Consider the following 16,069-nt stretch of genomic DNA (forward strand, 5'->3'; position numbering starts at 1 on the left):
CGGCCGTCGACAGACCGGCCGAAGCGATATCCGAACCGCACGCTGCGCCGGTATCGCTGTCTCGCATTGTCTACGTGGTAGACCGCCCGAGCGGTTCAAACCAGCATTCACGACACCCGTCAACCGGCGTGCCCTGCCTGTGCGTTCGCCGCTCACGCGGATGGGTCGAATTGAGTATGCCGCGCAGGACGTAAGCCAGGGATCGGCGGGTGTGTGGCGTGCAGTCGGTATCTATGGCCGCCTGCAAGAGGGAATGTTCGTGGACAAGGCGACTGTCAGTGCCCCGGCGGGTTCCTATGTCGGAATGCGACGTATCGCAGATACCGACGCTTGTCCCGGGTTGTCCGGTCGAGGTCAGCCGAGTTCGGCGGCTGTGCGCTGCGCATTCGGTGCCACCGCGGCTGCCAGCGCCCGGGCCGCACCGGGGGTCAGTTTCGCGCCCGCGGCGTGGGCGGCGGTAAACGCCGGATCGCCGAGGGCCGCTCGGACTGTGGCGGTCGGGTGGTCGATGTCCGGGCGTTCGGCGGGCAGTAGCGCGATGCCGTTGGCCAGGCGGACAGCTTCTGCGGCGCTTAAAAGGTGTGCGGCGGTGTTGTATTCGCCGAGGCTCGCGGTGGCGGCCGCCAAACCGGCCAGGGCGAAGGAGGTGTCGCGGGGGGCGGCGATGCGTTGAGCGCCGTCGAAGGCGGTGAGGTGGAGGTCGAGGGCGGCCGCGGGCTCGCCACGCTGTTCGAGGATGTAGCCGAGTTCGACCTGGAGCATGGGCAGGAAAAGCGGAGTCTCTTCGGCGCCGGGTGGGGTGAGTGCGAGGAGTTCACGCAGGATGTGTTCCGCGACATCGGGTTTGCCAGCTCGGCGGGCGGTGAAAGCGAGCACCACCGAGGCGAAGATGCGGCCGGGACCGTAGCCGTGTTCGGCAGCGATCCGCAGTGCCTGTTCGCCGAGCGTGGTGGCACGGTCGAACTCGGTGTGCTGCATGGTGATCCAGCCGAGCCAACACAGGTGGGTGCATACCTGGCCCCACAGTTCCAACTCCTCGGCGAGGCCGAGTGCTTCGGTGTGGATCTCGGTGGCTCCGGCTAGGTCGCCGGTCAATTCGGCGAGCCCGCCCAGCCATTCGGCCGCTTGCAGCCTGCCCCAGCGGTCGTCGATCTCGGCGAAGATCCGCGCGGCGGATCTGGCATTGTCCTCCAATGAGGTCAGATCGACCCGGCTGTGTGCCGATTTCGCCAGCGCCACATGCGCTGTCGCGATACCCCAACGGTCACCGAGCTGTTCGCACACCGGAAGTGCTCGGCGCACCAGTGCTTCCAGCTCCGGCAGGTCACCGGATTCCAGCGCGGAGAATGCGAGAAACAATTCGGCACGCGCGCGCCCGGCCGGATCCTCGACAGTGTCGTAAGCGGCGAACACCGCGGCGCGCTTCGCCACACCGTCGGTGAATTCGCCCTGCTGGAAAGCCAGGCCGACATTCCATGCCAGGGCGGGCGCGCGATGCTTCGGTGAGCCGCCGAGGGCGAGAGCGGCGTCGAACCACCGCCGTGCCTCACTCGACCGGCCGCGCAGCAACCAGTACCAGGCCAGCGCGTTCACCAGGCGCAGCGCATGCTCCGCGTCGTCACCCCGTACGAATCCGTCCAGTGCGGCACGCAGATTCGCGCTTTCACTATCCAGCCGGTGCAGCCACCGCCGCTGATCGGCGCCATAGAGCTCGGGTGCGGCCCGTTCGGCCAACAGCAGGTAGTAGCGATGATGCGCCCAATGCAGCGCAGCCACCTCGCCCGCCTCCGCCAGTCGATCCATGCTGAACGCCGCCACCGACTCCAGTAGTCGATACCGTCGCCCTGCCGCGTGAACGAGCGACCGATCTACCAGTCGTGCAACAACATCCGCCACGGCGGACGCGTCGAGGCGGACCGGCGCGATGGCAGCGCGATCGCCGTGATCGCTGTCGGCCGCTCTCCGATCGACAGCGGCCACCCTGCTGCGGGTGCTGTCTTCGGCCCGTGGCCGGCCGCGCGTTGGACCGGACTCGGTGGCAGTTTCCGCATCAATACTTGTCGCACAAACGGTTTCGGCGGCGTCGAGGGTGCAGCCACCCGCGTGCACGGCCAGTCGGCGCAGTACCGCGCGTTCGGTGTCGTCGAGCAGCCCCCAGCTCCAGTCGATCATGGCGGTGAGGGTCTGTTGGCGGGGTGGGGCGCCGCGGTGGCCGGTGGCGAGCAGGCGGAAGCGGTCGTCGAGCCGGGCCACCATCTCGTGCACACCCAATGCCCGGACCCTCGTCGCGGCCAATTCGAGGGCGAGCGGGATGCCGTCGAGTCGACGGCACAGGGTGGCGACCGGTTCGGCGTTGTCGGCGTCGAGAACGAAGTCGCGGTCGCTCGCGCGGGCCCTGGTGAGGAATAGCTGTACCGCGCTGGATTGTTCGAGCTCGTCGATCGGAACTTCGCGTGCGGGGACCTGTAGTGGCTCCACCGGCACGATGCTCTCACCCGGCAGCCGCAGCTGCTCGCGGCTGGTGGCCAGAATGCGCAGGTTCGGTGCCGCGCCGAGGAGTAGTTCGGCGAGGTCGGCCGCGTGGTCGATGATGTGTTCGCAATTGTCCAGGACAAGCAGCAGGTCCTGGTCTGCGAGCACTTCGCAGAGTAGTTCCGCCGGATCGGCGCCGTCAGTGGCCCGGATGCCGAGCACCTGCGATACCGCCTCGGCCAGCCAGGCGGCGCCGTCGGTTGCCGTCGGTTGCAGCGGTGCCAGCTCGACCAGCCAGCGGCCGTGCGTGAACCGATCACTCAGCCCTGCGGCCATGGCGAGTGCCAGCCGGGTCTTGCCGACGCCGCCAGGACCGGTCAACGTCACCAGCCTGGTGCCGGAAACGGTGTCGCGCAGGCGAATCAGATCCGCATCGCGCCCGATCAGCTCGGTGCGTTGGGCCGGGATATTGGAATCGCGCCGCCGGAGTGTGGTTTCCGGTCGGGGCGCGGCGAGCTCGAGCTCCTGTCCGAGGATCGAGCGTTGCAGGGCAACGAGTTCCGGACTCGGGTCCAAGCCGAGATCGTCGGCCAACTGCCTGCGTAGATCCTCGTAGCTGTCCAGCGCTTCGGCTTGACGGCCCGCGCCGTAGAGCGCCCGCACATAGCAGGCCCGCAGCCGTTCGCGCAGTGGATGTTCGCGCACGAATGTCGCGAGATCACCCGCCACCTCTCGGTATTCGCCCAGTGCCAGTCGTGCCTCGGCCAATTCCTCGACGGCCACGAGCCGCTGCTCCTCCAGTTGCGCGATCGCGGGTTCGGCGAAGGGCGCGTCCCGGAAATCGGCGTAGGCGGGTCCGCGCCACAGCTCGAGCGCCTCGGTGAGCGCCCGCACGCGCCCGGCAGTATCGGTGGCGGCGCGGGCGGTGGCCACCAGCGAACGGAAACGCGATGCGTCGACATCGGTGCCGCCGAGTCGATACCCGGGCGGCGGCGACACCACCAACTCGCGACCGCCGGGCTCGGCATCCTGCAACGCCCTGCGCAACTGCGACGCCTTGGCCGCCAGTGTGCCCGCTGGGTTACCCGGCGGCTCATCGGCCCAGATGTCATCGATGAGCCGATCCGCCGAGACCGGTTGACCGCCGTTGACCAGCAGATCTGCCAACAATGCCCGCACTTTTGCACCCGGTATCGGTACCACCGTCCCGGTATCTGTCCATACCGTCAATGGACCGAGCACACCGAAACGCATATCCGCAGCCTAAGCGGTGACCATGCCTGCTTGTGCCGCACGACGTGCCCGAAGCGGGAGCTCGTTGCCGTGCCGGAGCTCGACGTCGAGCCGGAGCCCGCGGCGAACGCCGAGGTCGCTCCGTCGACCGAGCACCCAGGGCACCGGAATCGGACCGTAAAGAAACCGGAAGGTGCGCGGCTCAGAGTTGGTGACAACGACGAACATCGATCACCGAAGGAACCGCCATGAAACTCCGCACCGCATTCGCCGCCGCTGCCCTCGCCGCGACGGCCCTGATTTCCGGCTGCTCGGCGGCCGACGATGAGAAGGCTCCGGTAGACGCCGGCGCCTACGCCGAGGTGAACGGCCTGCACATGTACTACGAGGTGCACGGCGCCCCGACATCGCAGCCGCCCCTTGTGCTGCTGCACGGCGCGCTGTCGGGCATCGGCACCGATTTCGGTCAGCTGATCCCGGAGCTGTCCAAGACCCGCCAGGTGATCGCCGTCGAACAGCAGGCGCACGGTCACACCGCCGACATCGACCGTCCGCTGCGCACCCCGCAGATGGCCGAGGACACGGTGGCACTGCTGCACGAGCTCGGTGTGCAGCGGGCGGATATCCTCGGCTACAGCATGGGTGCCGGTGTCGCACTGGAGATTTCGCTGAAGTATCCCGAACTGGTGCGCAAGCAGATACTGGCCGCGGGTGGTCTCGATGCGAGCGCGATGCACCCGGGTCTGATAGAGGGGCTCGCCGATCTGCAGCCCGAAATGCTGCACGGCTCGTCCTTTCACACCGACTACATGAAGAACGCCCCGCGCCCCGAGGACTTCCCGAAGTTGGTCGCGCGGGTAAAGGATCACGACCAGAACGCGATGCCCGCTTTCGCGGCGGAAGCGGTGCGCCGGATCGAAGCGCCGACGCTGACGGTGATCGGCGACTCCGACATCGTCAGGCCCGAACATGCGGTCGAGCTGTTCCGGCTCTTCGGCGGCGGCATCATGGGTGACACGCCCGCGGGCCTGCCGAACTCGCAGCTCGCCATCTTGCCGGGTACCACCCACATCACCCTGGTCCACCGCCCCGAACTGCTGCTGCCGATCATCCCTGCCTTCCTCGAGGCACCCGTCAAGGACGCCCGGTGAGTGAGCGCGGTGACCGGACCACGAGCACTGCGGCGGACGGCACCGACAAGCCGGATCGCAGCACACCGTGGTTGCCCACCGCGAGGGTAGGCCTGGTGGTGCCTGCCGCGAGTTCTGATCGGGTGGTGTCTGCCGCGAGTTCTGATCGGGTGGTGCTTGATGCGGGTTCGGATCGGGTGGTGCCGACCGCGAGCCCGGTCCGGGTAGCGGTGATTCTCGGCAGCACTCGCATCGGCCGATTCGGGCCGACGGTGGCGGATTGGTTCGCAGGCCGGATGCGCCGCCGCCGTGATGTCGATTTGGACTCCATCGACCTCGCCGCAGCAGGACTTCCCGACCAGCTCACCGATGAGGACGAACCGCTTCCCGCAGCGGTGCGGGAACTGGGGGAGCGTTTGGCCGCGGCCGACGCCTTCGTCGTAGTCACCCCCGAATACAACCGAAGCTTCCCCGCCGCGGTGAAGAACGCCATCGACTGGTTCGACACCGAATGGGCCGCCAAACCGGTCACCATCGTCAGCTACGGCCGAGACACCGACGGTAGCCAGGCCGCGGCCCAATTGCGGCAAGTGTTCGGCGAACTGAACGCGGTCCCCATTCGCCGCATCGTCCCCATCGCCAAGGTCTGGCAGCGCTTCGCCGCCGACGGCAGCTGGCCCCGCCGCGACGCCGAGCTCGACGAATCCGTCAACTCCGCCGTAGACCAACTCCTCTGGTGGGCCCGCGCATTGCGCGCTGCCCGTGCCCGCGCGCCTTTCGTCCTGTGAGCGGGGCCATCGCATCCGCGATACTGATGGAATGGTCGCCGTCACGCGTACACCCCGCAGCAACTGGATCGAGCAGGGTCTTACGGCGCTGTCGGCAGGCGGCCCCGACGCCGTGCGCATAGAGGCCCTCGCGCAGGCGCTCGGTGTCACCAAGGGTGGCTTCTACGGCCACTTCGCCGACAGGAACGCGCTGCTGGAGGAAATGCTCGACACCTGGGAACGCGAAAGCACCGAGGTGCGCATCCGAGTCGAACGCGAGGGCGGCGACGCACAGACAAAGCTGCGGCGTGCAGGTCTACTCACCTTCTCCAGCGACCGCCTGCTGCCGATCGACCTCGCCATCCGCGACTGGGCCCGGCGCGACGAGGCGGTCGCCGAACGCCTACGCCGCGTCGACAACTACCGCATGGAATACGCCCGCGAACTTTTCGGCGCCCTCTACACGGACCCCGACGAAATCGAAGCCCGCTGCCTCCTCGCCTTCTGCCTCGCCATCGGCAACCACTTTCTCGCCGCCGACCACCCCCACCGAACCCGCAGCGAAGTCGCCGCCCGCGCCGCCGACCTCTTCCTCGACTCCTCGCCGGACAACCGCGAATAGCGAACTCGGCGGTCGTGCCTCGGGCGCGTTGCTACGGCACCAGGTCCAGCACCGCCATGCCGCTCGCAAAGTCTGTCGGCACCGAGGTGTGATCGTGCACGATCAGCCACCGGCCCTCGATTTTCCGGAAACAGGCCGTCCACCGGAACCAGTAGTCGATCTGCTGCCCGTCGCCCATGGTGGCTGTCATTCGGTTGAGGCTGCGACTGAAGGCGAGATCGCTGCCGAGGGTGATATCCAGGTCGCGGATCTCGAAATCGATGGGGCCGGGGAAGTTCTCGAACACCTCCTCCCACGGCCTCCGGTACGCGCTGACGCCGACGTAGCGCAGCGGCGCGACGATGTCGAAGGACACCGTGTCCGGAGCGTGAACGGCCATCGCAGCCTCCACATCGTGGCTGCGAAACGCTTCGACCCAACCGTCGATCACGCCGCGGATCTCCGCGACGTCTGTCTCCGCTGTTATCTGAGTCATTTGTCCACCTCGAACTTTCTCGGCGATCGCCGGAGCGATCAGCAGGTAGGGCTGACCGCACTCTTGCAGACCCCACCGACAGATACGTCACACCGGTTGAAACGCGGAACGGCGGACCCGGCCCCCCTCATCACTGTGGTGGCCGGGTCCGCCGCATTCCGCGTCGCCTATCCGCGTGCGATGGTCTCGAAGACCTTCGGGTCGACGAGGGTCGAAGTATCGCCGAGTTCTCGGCCTTCGGCGACGTCGCGGAGTAGGCGGCGCATGATTTTGCCGCTGCGGGTTTTCGGGAGTTCGGGGACGATGTGGATTTCGCGTGGGCGCGCGATCGGGCTGATCTCGCGGGACACTTCGGCTTTGAGCTCGGCGATCAGTGCCGCGCCGGTGTTGTCAGCGCTGTTTCGAGCGACCTGCAAGCGGCCGCTAGCGGCAGTGTCCGCGGTGAGGATGACGAAGGCGACGATGGCCTGGCCGGTGGTGTCGTCGCTGGCGCCGACCACGGCGGCCTCGGCCACTCCGGCGTGACCGACGAGGGCGGATTCGACTTCGGCGGTGGAGATTCGGTGGCCGGAGACGTTCATGACATCGTCGACGCGGCCGAGTATCCATAGGTCGCCGTCGGTGTCGAGCTTGGCGCCGTCACCGGCGAAATACCAACCGGCGGCGGCGAATCGGTCCCAATAGGTTTCCCGGAAACGGTCCATGTCGTTCCAGATGCCACGCAGCATCGATGGCCATGGCTGGTCGAGGACGAGCAGACCGGAACGGCCGCTGTCGAGTTCGGTGCCCTCGTCGTCGACGATCTTGGCGGAGATGCCGGGCAGCGGTGCCATCGCCGCACCCGGTTTGGTCGCGGTGACGCCGGGCAGCGGGGAGATCATGATGGCGCCGGTTTCGGTCTGCCACCAGGTGTCCACGATCGGAGTTCGGTTGCCGCCGATGACATCTCGATACCAGCGCCACGCCTCCGGGTTGATGGGCTCGCCCACCGAGCCGAGCAGCCGCAGCGAGGACAGGTTGTGCGCGTCGGGAATCTGCCGCCCCCATTTCATGAACGTCCGCACCAGGGTGGGAGCGGTGTAATAGATGGTGACGCCGTACTTTTCGATGATTTCGAAGTGCCGGTGCTCGTCGGGGGAGTTGGGTGTGCCCTCGTAGACGACCTGCGTGGCCCTGTTCGACAGCGGGCCGTAGACGATGTAGCTGTGCCCGGTGACCCAGCCGATATCGGCGGTGCACCAGTAGACGTCGTGGCCGGCCTTGTGGTCGAAGACGTTGTGGTGGGTATAGGACGCCTGGGTCAGGTAGCCGCCGGTGGTGTGCAGGATTCCCTTGGGTTTTCCGGTGGTGCCGGAGGTGTAGAGGATGAACAGCGGGTGCTCGGCGTCGAAGCCCTGCGCCTGGTGATCGGGGGAGGCATCGGTGACCGTGTCGTGCCACCAGAGGTCACGACCTTCGGTCCACAGCACGTCGATGTTGGTGCGGCGCACCACAAGTACGTGCTCGACGCTCGATGGCGCACCGTCGAGCGCCTCGTCCACCGCGGCCTTGAGCGGCGCGGCCGCACCGCGCCGCCACTGGCCGTCGGTGGTGATCACCAGTCGCGCCTCGGCGTCGTCCACCCGCTGCCGCAGCGCGGTGGGGGAGAAGCCCGCGAACACGACCGAGTGGGTCAGGCCGAGGCGGGCGCAGGCCAGCATCGAGACGATGGCCTCCGGCACCATCGGCATGTAGATGGCGACGCGGTCGCCCGCCCGCATTCCGAGTTCGGTGAGATAGTTTGCCGCCCTGGATACTTCGGCGAGCAACTCGCTATAGGTGATGTCCCTGGAATCACCCGGCTCACCTTCCCAGTGGATCGCTACCTGCTCGCCGTGGCCGTCGATCACGTGCCGGTCCACGCAGTTGTACGCGACATTGAGCTTGCCGTCGATGAACCATTTCGCGACCGGTGCGTCGCTCCAATCGAGGACCTGCGTCCACGGCTGATCCCACTGCAACCGCCGAGCCTGATCGGCCCAGAACCCGAGCTGATCGGAGGCCGCACGCTCATACAGTGCACCGTCGGCGTTCGCGCTCGCGATGAACGCGGCATCCGGAGAGTAGGTCGCCGGTACGGAGCCCGCCGTGCTGTCGAGGTCGGTGGTTGCGCTGGTCAACGTGAAACTCCTATCGAAATAGCAAGATGCGCGGTACTAGTGCGCGACGGCCTTCTCGGCACCGACGCCGGTGAGCGAGCGGACCTCCATCTCCGAGGCCTTGGCGGGGTCTTCCTTGGCGCGTCCGCCGACGAAGGTGCCGATCGCGCCGAGCGCGAAAGCCAGTGGGATGGAGACGATTCCCGGATTCGACAGCGGGAACCAGTCGAACTTGGAGCCGGGGATCATCGAGGTCGCCGTGCCGGACACCGCGGGGGAGAACACGATCAACACGATCGTGGAGATCAGGCCGCCGTACATGCTGAACAATGCGCCCGTGGTGTTGAACCGCTTCCAGAACAGCGAGAACAGGATGGTCGGCAGATTCGCGGCCGCGGCGACCGCGAACGCGAGTGCCACCAGGAACGCGACATTCTGGCCGTTGGCGAGGATGCCGAGCCCGATGGCGAGGATGCCGATGATCACCGCGGTGATCCTGGAGACCCGGACCTGCTTGTCCTCGTCGACCTTGCCCTTCTTGATCACGCTCGCGTAGATATCGTGCGCGAACGATGTCGATGCGGTAATGGTCAGGCCGGCGACGACCGCGAGGATCGTGGCGAAGGCGACCGCGGAGATAATGCCGAGCAGCACAACACCACCCAGCTCGAACGCGAGCAGCGGTGCCGCCGAATTCTGGCCGCCGGCCGCGCTCAGAATCTTGTCGGGGCCGACGATCGCCGCCGCGCCGTAGCCGAGCACCAGGGTGAACAGGTAGAACGCGCCGATCAGGCCGATCGCCCAGACCACCGATCGCCGAGCCTCTTTCGCGGTGGGCACGGTGTAGAAGCGCATCAGCACGTGCGGCAGACCGGCGGTGCCCAGTACCAGCGCAAGGCCGAGGGAGACGAAGTTCAGCTTGGAAGTCGAGCTGCCACCGTACTGAGCGCCGGGGGCGAGCACGTCACGCGCGGCAACGCCCTTGGTCTTCGAGCCGGATACCGCGTCCTGGGCCGAGCCGAGGATGTCGGAGAAGTTGAAGCCGAACTTGGCGAACACCATGACCGTCATCACCGCGGCCCCGGTGATTAGCAGTGCGGCCTTGATGATCTGCACCCACGTGGTGCCCTTCATCCCGCCGACCAGCACGTACACGATCATCAGCACGCCGACGGCGGCGATCACGATGGATTGCCCCGTCTTGTCGGAGATGTTGAGCAGTAGTGCGACCAGACCACCGGCACCCGCCATCTGCGCCAGCAGATAGAACAGTGAGACGGCCAGCGTGGTGAGCGCGGCGGCGGTGCGGACGGGGCCTTCCTTCAACCGGAAGCTCAATACATCGGCCATGGTGAATTTGCCGGTGTTCCTGAGCATTTCGGCGACAAGGAGCAGCGCGACCAGCCAGGCGACCAGGAAACCGATCGAGTACAGGAACCCGTCGTAGCCGTATACCGCGATAGCGCCCGCGATGCCGAGAAAGCTTGCCGCGGAAAGGTAATCGCCCGCGATGGCGACGCCGTTCTGTGGGCCGGTGAAGCCGCGCCCGCCGGTGAAGTAGTCCGCGGCGGTGCGGTTGTTACGACTGGCCCGGATCACCACGACCATCGTGATCGCGACGAAGACGCCGAAGATGGCGATGTTCGCAACCGGATTGCCGACGGTCCCAGCCGCCAGATACTGCTGACTCATGCCTGGCTTCCCTCGAGGTAATGACGAATAGCACCAGCGCGCGGGTCCAGTTCGCGGTTGGCGAACCGGACGTAGAGCGCGGTGATGGCGAAGGTGGAGAGGAACTGCGCGAGGCCGAGCAGGAGGCCCAGGTTGATGTTCCCGAAGACCTTGTGCGCCATGAAGTCGTGCGCGTACGCGCCGAGCAGCACGTAGCTCAGGTACCAGACCAGGAACAGTGCCGTCATCGGGAACACGAAACGGCGCAACCGGCTTCGCAGTTCCTGGAATTGCGGACTCGCTTGTACGGCGGCGAAGTCCTCGGCGCTCGGCGTGCGCGGCGGCGCGTCGGCATCCGAGCGTCGAGGCTCGGTGCTCTCGTCGTCGAGGTCGATACTTGTCATAGGAGTCCTAGCGTGTGACTTGGCTTACTGCGCAGACCGTAGCCAGGACGGCGTGCCGGAATGATGATGTGGCGCAGGTCACTCTGTGAAGGTGCCCGATTGTGCGGTGAGCGGTCGGCTCGGCGCGACGAACGGTCTGGTGCGCGGGAGCCGGAACGAGGTCGTTCGCGGCCTCAGTTCGAGTGCAGGACGCGCTCGCGGTCGGCACCCATGCCGAGCCTTTCCGGCGCGTGCAGGCGTACGAAGATTCGGCCGATCGTGCGCGTGTTCTGACGCGGTGTCACTTTGCTGACCAGGATCATCGATACGAAGGCGAGGGGAACGCTGATCGCGGCGGGGTAGCCGAGTATTGCCGAGGGCCAGCCGTCGGCCACCGTGTCGGGGATGCCGCCGAGCACCGAGACGACCGTCGCGGCACCCGCGACCAGTCCGCCGGTGATCAGCCCGGTGCCGGCGCCGATCGCGGTGAGCCCGCGCCACCAAATGCCGAGGGCGAGTAGTGGGCAGAGGGTCGACGCGGCGACCGAGAACGCGAGTCCGACGGTGCGGGACAGATCGAGCGACGCGACCGTGAGGGAAAGGCCGAGGGGCACGGCACCGGCACACAGCGCCGCCGTACGGAAATCGCGAACGCGCCCGCGCAGCATGTCCGTACTGAGCACGCCCGCGATGCTGACGAGCAGACCGGATGAGGTGGACAGGAACGCGGCGATCGCCCCCGCGGCCACCAGCGCCGCGAGCAGCTGTCCGGGCAGTCCGGCGAGCACCGATCCCGGTAGCAGCACCACCGCGGCGTCGGAGGTGCCGGTGATCAGCAGTTGCGGCACATATAGGCGCGCGAAGACCCCGAGCAGTACAGGGAACAGATAGAACATGCCGACAAGACCGATCACCGCGAGGGCGGTCGTCCGCGCGGCGCGACCGTCCGGGTTGGTGTAGAAGCGCACCAGCACATGAGGCAAACCCATAGTGCCGAGGAAGGTGGCGACGATCAGGGAGAACACCTGATAGGCCGGATGTGATCCGCCGAACCCGCCGCCGGGCATCAGCCAGGCTGTGCCGTCCGCGGGCGCACCGGCGACCACCGGCACCGCCGAGCCCGCATCCAGGACCAGCTGGGTGCCGGCGGCCAGCTCGTGTTCACCGGGTGTCAGCAGCACCGATCCGGCCACCGCGTTGTCGTCGAGGGTGCCGTTGATCGAAACCTGTTGTGGCGCGGCAACCTGTACCACCACGTCGGTGCTCACATCGACCGTCGTCCGCTCGGTGACACTCGGCGGAGCGGGCGTGGCGAGCTCGCGATCGTGGGCGAGGAAATGTCCGAGCAGCACCAGCGCGGGTATCGCCACCGCGGTGAGCTTGAGCCAGTACTGAAAGGCCTGCACCAGCGTGATGGACCGCATCCCACCACCTGCCACATTCGCGATCACGATGGCGCCGACCGCCACCACACCCACCCAGTCCGGCACGTCCAACAGAATGTGCAGCGTCAACCCCGCGCCCTGGAACTGCGGAATCAGATACACCCCGCACACCAGCACCACCACGACCGCCGCCAGCCTGCGCAGCCGCACCGACCCGAGCCGGAACTCCGCGAAGTCGGGCACCGTATAGGCGCCCGACCGTCGCAGCGGCGCGGCCACGAACAGCAGCAGCCCCAGATATCCGGCGGTGAATCCGACCGGATACCAGAGCGCATCGGCGCCATATTTCGCGATCAGACCGGCAACGCCGAGAAACGAAGCGGCGGATAGATATTCGCCGGATATCGCCGCCGCGTTCCAGCGTGGACCGACACTGCGCGAGGCGACGAGGAAGTCCGAGGTAGTGCGCGCCATTCGCACGCCGTAGACGCCGATGGCGACGGTGGCGAATGCCGCCAACAGCAGGGCGGCGATCGTCAGAGCAGGCGCGGTGCCGGTGCTCATCGCTCTGAGATCCGTTGCGGCAAGGGCGTCCATGTCACTCGTCCGCCAGCTCTAGGAAGTCCTGCTCATTGTGTTCGGCCAGGCGAACGTAGAGGCGGCCGACCGCGTACAACAGGGGATAGACGACGACACCGAGCAGTAGCCACGGTAGTCGTATGCCGACGATAACGAATGAGCCGATCGCCCCGATCCGGAAAAGTAAAGGCAGCGAGCATAGTACGAGCACCGTGACCAGGCTCAGCCGCAACGCGAGCCCGAGCTGTGCACGAATCAGCCCACCGATCATCGCCTCGCCGATCTCGGTCTGCTCGGCCACCTCCACGCGGGTGCGGACACGCCGCGCGCCCCGGCGCTGGGCCAGCACCACGCGCTCGCGGTTCGGGCGGTGCGGTCCGGTCACGGGTGGGTCCACTGCTGTCGTGGGCCGTGCACGAGGCGCTGTTTGAGCTCCCTGACCTGCCGTCGACTGACCGGCAGCTCCACTGCCGCGGCATTCCCGTCGGCGCGCAGGCACACCACCGTGCCGGTGCCCACCGTGCGCAGTCCGGTCACCAGCCGCAACGCCACCAGATACGACCGGTGCACGCGCAGGAATCCCGCATTCTCCCAACGGGTTTCGAGCGCGGACAACGGAATGCGCACCAGATGCGACCCCGTGCTGGTGTGCAGTCGCGCGTAGTCACCGTCGGCCTCCACCCAGCTCACGCTCGAACGGTTCACCAACGTGGTGACTCCGCCCAGCTCGACGGGGATCACCTCGTTCGGATCCGCGCGCGGCGGCGCGGCAGCCGGTGCCGGAGCGATCCGCGCGGCGACGATCCGTCGCACCGCCTCGGCCAACCTCGCCTCCCGCAACGGCTTCAGCAGGTAGTCGACCGCTCCGAGGTCGAACGCAGCCATCGCCCGATCGTCGTGTGCGGTAACGAACACCACGGCGGGCGGGCTGGCGAACTCCGACAGGATCCCCGCCAACTCCATCCCGTCCAGCCCGGGCATATTGATGTCGAGGAACACCGCGTCGATGGGATGGGCCCGCAGCAGCCGCAGCGCGTTGGTCGCGTCGCCCGCGCTGTGGAGCTCGCCGACGCCCGCTTGCGCGCGCAGCAAATAGACCAGCTCGTCCAGAGCAGGTTTTTCGTCGTCCACGGCAAGCACACGTAGCGCGCCGGCGGACTGGTCAGTGGTCCGGGTCACAACCGGTCCATCGTAAGCGCTCGGTTCGTGGTAGTGGATCGGGTCTACCTCTCAGGCCTGGATGCCAGCACGGAACTTGGGCACTCGCAGGCTCACCTTGGTGCCCGCGCCCTGCGCGGTTTCCACGATCAGGCCGTAGTCGTTGCCGAAGGCGGCGCGCAGCCGGTCGTCGACATTGGCGAGACCCACATGCGCCGACTCGCCGGAAGCCGCTGGACCGGTGCCGGTTTCGATCGCGTCGAGGGCGCCGGAGCGCAGCACATCCGGATCCATTCCGATGCCGTCGTCCTCGACGCTGATCACACAGTCGGTGCCTGCGTCGAGGGCGATAATGCTCACTGTGCCGCCGCGTGCCGCCCCGGCCAGGCCGTGCCGGACGGCGTTCTCCACCAGCGGTTGCAGTGCGAGGAAGGGCAGCACGACCCCGAGTACCTCCGGCGCGATCTGCAGCCGCACCTCGAGCGCGTCACCGAAGCGGGCGCGTTCGAGGGCGAGGTAGCGCTCGATATTGCGGAGTTCGTCCGCGAGCACGGTGAATTCGCCTGCGGCGCGGAAGGAATAGCGGGTGAAGTCGGCGAATTCGAGGATCAGCTCCCGCGCCCTGTCCGGGTCGGTGCGCACGAACGACGCCACGGTATTGAGTGCGTTGTAGATGAAGTGCGGACTGATCTGAGCGCGCAACGCGCGCACCTCGGCCCGGTCGAGGCGGGCTCTGGACGCGTCCAACTCGGCCAATTCGAGTTGGCCGCAGGCATACCGCGCGACCTCGGCCACCGCGCCGAGCCGACCCGGCCCCGGCTGTCCGGTGGTCACCACCCCCAGTGCCCCTGCAACTCCGGAGTTTTCGATCAGCAACGGCTGGGCGATCAACGTGCGCCCCGCGTGTTCGACGTGGTCCGACCCTGACACCAGGACCGGCCGTTCGGTCGCCATCGCGCGGCGCGCGGCATCGGCGAAATGCTCGGCGAGATCGGAGTGCGGGCCGTCCCATGCGAGCAGGGTGCCGTCTGGATCGGCGACACCCAGCGCCTCGGCTCCGGTGAGCGCGCGCAGGTGCGGCGCGGATTCCTGGGCGGACTGGTCGGTCAAACCTTGGCGCAGCGGGCGCGCGGCCAGCGACGCGATGTGCAACGCGGTGTGCACCGCGCGCTCGGCGGGTGTGGTCACGGTTCTGCGGGTCCGCGACCACACCACCAATGCGACGGCGAGCAGCACAACCGAGGTCACTACGGCCACAACCGCCGTCGTCACTGCGTACCCGTCGAATGGTGCTGCCGTCGCCACGTCATTGCCCGATTATCCTGATGCCACCACACGGTCGGTGGCAGCAGCGCCGTTTCGGCTACCCCTGATACTGATGCACCGTGAATTCCTGGGTGCCGGGTTCGGGCACGTGCGTCGCGCCGACGGTCACCGTGCTGGTGAAATTGCCGATGCCGGGCTGGAAGATCGCGGAGTAACCGCCGTTGCTCCAAAAACCGGGCCCGTGCGCGGTCACACCGAACGATCCGGTCGCGCCGGTGTCGAGGTTGCGCCAATTCAGGGTGACCGGCAGGGTGCACGGCCCGACGCCGAACATCGTCGTTGTCACGGTGAATCCCGCACTCGACGGATAGGCGTCGCCGTTGACGTTCGAGTCGACCTGTGCGACACAAGCGCCCTGGGTGAGCGAGTAGACGGTCGCGAAGTTGCCCTCGGCCGCGGCGGGCGCGGCGGTGGCGAGCAAGGCAATGGCCGCGACAGGTGTAGCGGAAAAGACGAACAGCGATCTTGCGGTATTCATCGACACCTCTACTGAGTTGGGTGGTTCCTTCGGTTGCGCGGCCGTTCCCGCGCGTTCATCGGTAGACGTTGCCATGAGCGTCGCGTCGGCGGCCGGTTTCCGCGGACTCCACGGCGACAACGATTGGTCCGGCTCGAGATTCGTCCGGCGGAAGAAACCTGACCGCGGCCATCCCGTACTGTCGACCGGTCCGTGCTAGACGTCATTCGCGGAAATCGGACAGCTCCATGGTGACTCGACAGACGCGCCGGT

General features: G+C 67.1%; 13 protein-coding genes. 3 read left to right on the top strand and 10 right to left on the bottom strand.

Annotated elements, in window-relative coordinates; all coding sequences use genetic code 11:
* Nucleotides 1-354: 354 nt before the first annotated feature.
* Nucleotides 355-3,726: an AfsR/SARP family transcriptional regulator gene (locus tag ACLMAJ_RS10615; RefSeq protein WP_412013409.1), complete on the bottom strand. Its 3,372-nt coding sequence runs from the start codon at nucleotides 3,724-3,726 to the stop codon at nucleotides 355-357.
* Nucleotides 3,727-3,953: 227 nt separating this feature from the next.
* Between ACLMAJ_RS10615 and ACLMAJ_RS10620 the strand changes: the two genes are divergently transcribed.
* Genes ACLMAJ_RS10620 through ACLMAJ_RS10630 form a run of 3 tightly spaced genes read left to right on the top strand, consistent with a single transcriptional unit; the run spans nucleotide 3,954 to nucleotide 6,224 of the window.
* Complete coding sequence (locus ACLMAJ_RS10620) at nucleotides 3,954-4,856, top strand: alpha/beta fold hydrolase (RefSeq protein ID WP_412013410.1); 903 nt, start codon at nucleotides 3,954-3,956, stop codon at nucleotides 4,854-4,856.
* Nucleotides 4,853-5,623: an NADPH-dependent FMN reductase gene (locus ACLMAJ_RS10625; RefSeq protein WP_412013411.1), complete on the top strand. Its 771-nt coding sequence runs from the start codon at nucleotides 4,853-4,855 to the stop codon at nucleotides 5,621-5,623. The genes ACLMAJ_RS10620 and ACLMAJ_RS10625 overlap by 4 nt, the downstream gene beginning before the upstream one ends.
* 31 nt (nucleotides 5,624-5,654) lie before the next feature.
* On the top strand, nucleotides 5,655-6,224 hold the full coding sequence (locus ACLMAJ_RS10630; RefSeq protein ID WP_412013412.1) for a TetR/AcrR family transcriptional regulator: 570 nt from the start codon (nucleotides 5,655-5,657) through the stop codon (nucleotides 6,222-6,224).
* A gap of 31 nt (nucleotides 6,225-6,255) precedes the next feature.
* On the opposite strand, the gene ACLMAJ_RS10635 is transcribed toward ACLMAJ_RS10630, so the two are convergent.
* The 9 genes from ACLMAJ_RS10635 to ACLMAJ_RS10675 form a co-directional block, all read right to left on the bottom strand.
* Nucleotides 6,256-6,699: a YybH family protein gene (locus ACLMAJ_RS10635; protein WP_412013413.1), complete on the bottom strand. Its 444-nt coding sequence runs from the start codon at nucleotides 6,697-6,699 to the stop codon at nucleotides 6,256-6,258.
* 167 nt (nucleotides 6,700-6,866) lie between these two features.
* On the bottom strand, nucleotides 6,867-8,858 hold the full coding sequence (gene acs / locus ACLMAJ_RS10640; protein ID WP_412013414.1) for an acetate--CoA ligase: 1,992 nt from the start codon (nucleotides 8,856-8,858) through the stop codon (nucleotides 6,867-6,869).
* Nucleotides 8,859-8,894: 36 nt separating this feature from the next.
* Complete coding sequence (locus tag ACLMAJ_RS10645; RefSeq protein ID WP_412013415.1) at nucleotides 8,895-10,529, bottom strand: solute symporter family protein; 1,635 nt, start codon at nucleotides 10,527-10,529, stop codon at nucleotides 8,895-8,897.
* Entirely contained in the window at nucleotides 10,526-10,912 is a 387-nt protein-coding gene (locus ACLMAJ_RS10650) for a DUF485 domain-containing protein (protein WP_412013416.1), read from the bottom strand. Before ACLMAJ_RS10650 ends, ACLMAJ_RS10645 begins: the two co-directional genes overlap by 4 nt.
* Before the next feature lie 173 nt (nucleotides 10,913-11,085).
* Nucleotides 11,086-12,840, bottom strand: a complete 1,755-nt coding sequence (locus ACLMAJ_RS10655; RefSeq protein ID WP_412013417.1) for a sodium/solute symporter — start codon at nucleotides 12,838-12,840, stop codon at nucleotides 11,086-11,088.
* 34 nt (nucleotides 12,841-12,874) lie between these two features.
* Nucleotides 12,875-13,240 carry a hypothetical protein gene (locus tag ACLMAJ_RS10660; RefSeq protein ID WP_412013418.1) on the bottom strand — a complete coding sequence of 122 codons (366 nt, stop codon included), beginning with the start codon at nucleotides 13,238-13,240 and terminating at the stop codon, nucleotides 12,875-12,877.
* Complete coding sequence (locus ACLMAJ_RS10665) at nucleotides 13,237-14,034, bottom strand: LytR/AlgR family response regulator transcription factor (protein WP_412013419.1); 798 nt, start codon at nucleotides 14,032-14,034, stop codon at nucleotides 13,237-13,239. Before ACLMAJ_RS10665 ends, ACLMAJ_RS10660 begins: the two co-directional genes overlap by 4 nt.
* Nucleotides 14,035-14,085: 51 nt before the next feature.
* Nucleotides 14,086-15,285 (bottom strand): sensor histidine kinase, encoded by a 1,200-nt coding sequence (locus tag ACLMAJ_RS10670; protein ID WP_412013420.1) that lies wholly within the window; start codon nucleotides 15,283-15,285, stop codon nucleotides 14,086-14,088.
* A gap of 91 nt (nucleotides 15,286-15,376) precedes the next feature.
* Nucleotides 15,377-15,817: a hypothetical protein gene (locus ACLMAJ_RS10675; protein WP_412013421.1), complete on the bottom strand. Its 441-nt coding sequence runs from the start codon at nucleotides 15,815-15,817 to the stop codon at nucleotides 15,377-15,379.
* Between the last annotated feature and the right edge of the window lie 252 nt (nucleotides 15,818-16,069).

This window comes from Nocardia arseniciresistens, from assembly GCF_046764875.1.
Lineage (GTDB): Bacteria > Actinomycetota > Actinomycetes > Mycobacteriales > Mycobacteriaceae > Nocardia > Nocardia arseniciresistens.

Bases quoted from the DNA above. Each gene is read 5' to 3' on its own strand.
- ACLMAJ_RS10620 (WP_412013410.1), top strand. From the start codon at position 3,954: ATGAAACTCCGCACCGCATTCGCCGCCGCTGCCCTCGCCGCGACGGCC.
- ACLMAJ_RS10635 (WP_412013413.1), bottom strand. From the start codon at position 6,699: ATGACTCAGATAACAGCGGAGACAGACGTCGCGGAGATCCGCGGCGTG.
- ACLMAJ_RS10675 (WP_412013421.1), bottom strand. From the start codon at position 15,817: ATGAATACCGCAAGATCGCTGTTCGTCTTTTCCGCTACACCTGTCGCG.
- ACLMAJ_RS10650 (WP_412013416.1), bottom strand. From the start codon at position 10,912: ATGACAAGTATCGACCTCGACGACGAGAGCACCGAGCCTCGACGCTCG.
- ACLMAJ_RS10655 (WP_412013417.1), bottom strand. From the start codon at position 12,840: ATGAGCACCGGCACCGCGCCTGCTCTGACGATCGCCGCCCTGCTGTTG.
- ACLMAJ_RS10615 (WP_412013409.1), bottom strand. From the start codon at position 3,726: ATGCGTTTCGGTGTGCTCGGTCCATTGACGGTATGGACAGATACCGGG.
- ACLMAJ_RS10645 (WP_412013415.1), bottom strand. From the start codon at position 10,529: ATGAGTCAGCAGTATCTGGCGGCTGGGACCGTCGGCAATCCGGTTGCG.
- ACLMAJ_RS10630 (WP_412013412.1), top strand. From the start codon at position 5,655: ATGGTCGCCGTCACGCGTACACCCCGCAGCAACTGGATCGAGCAGGGT.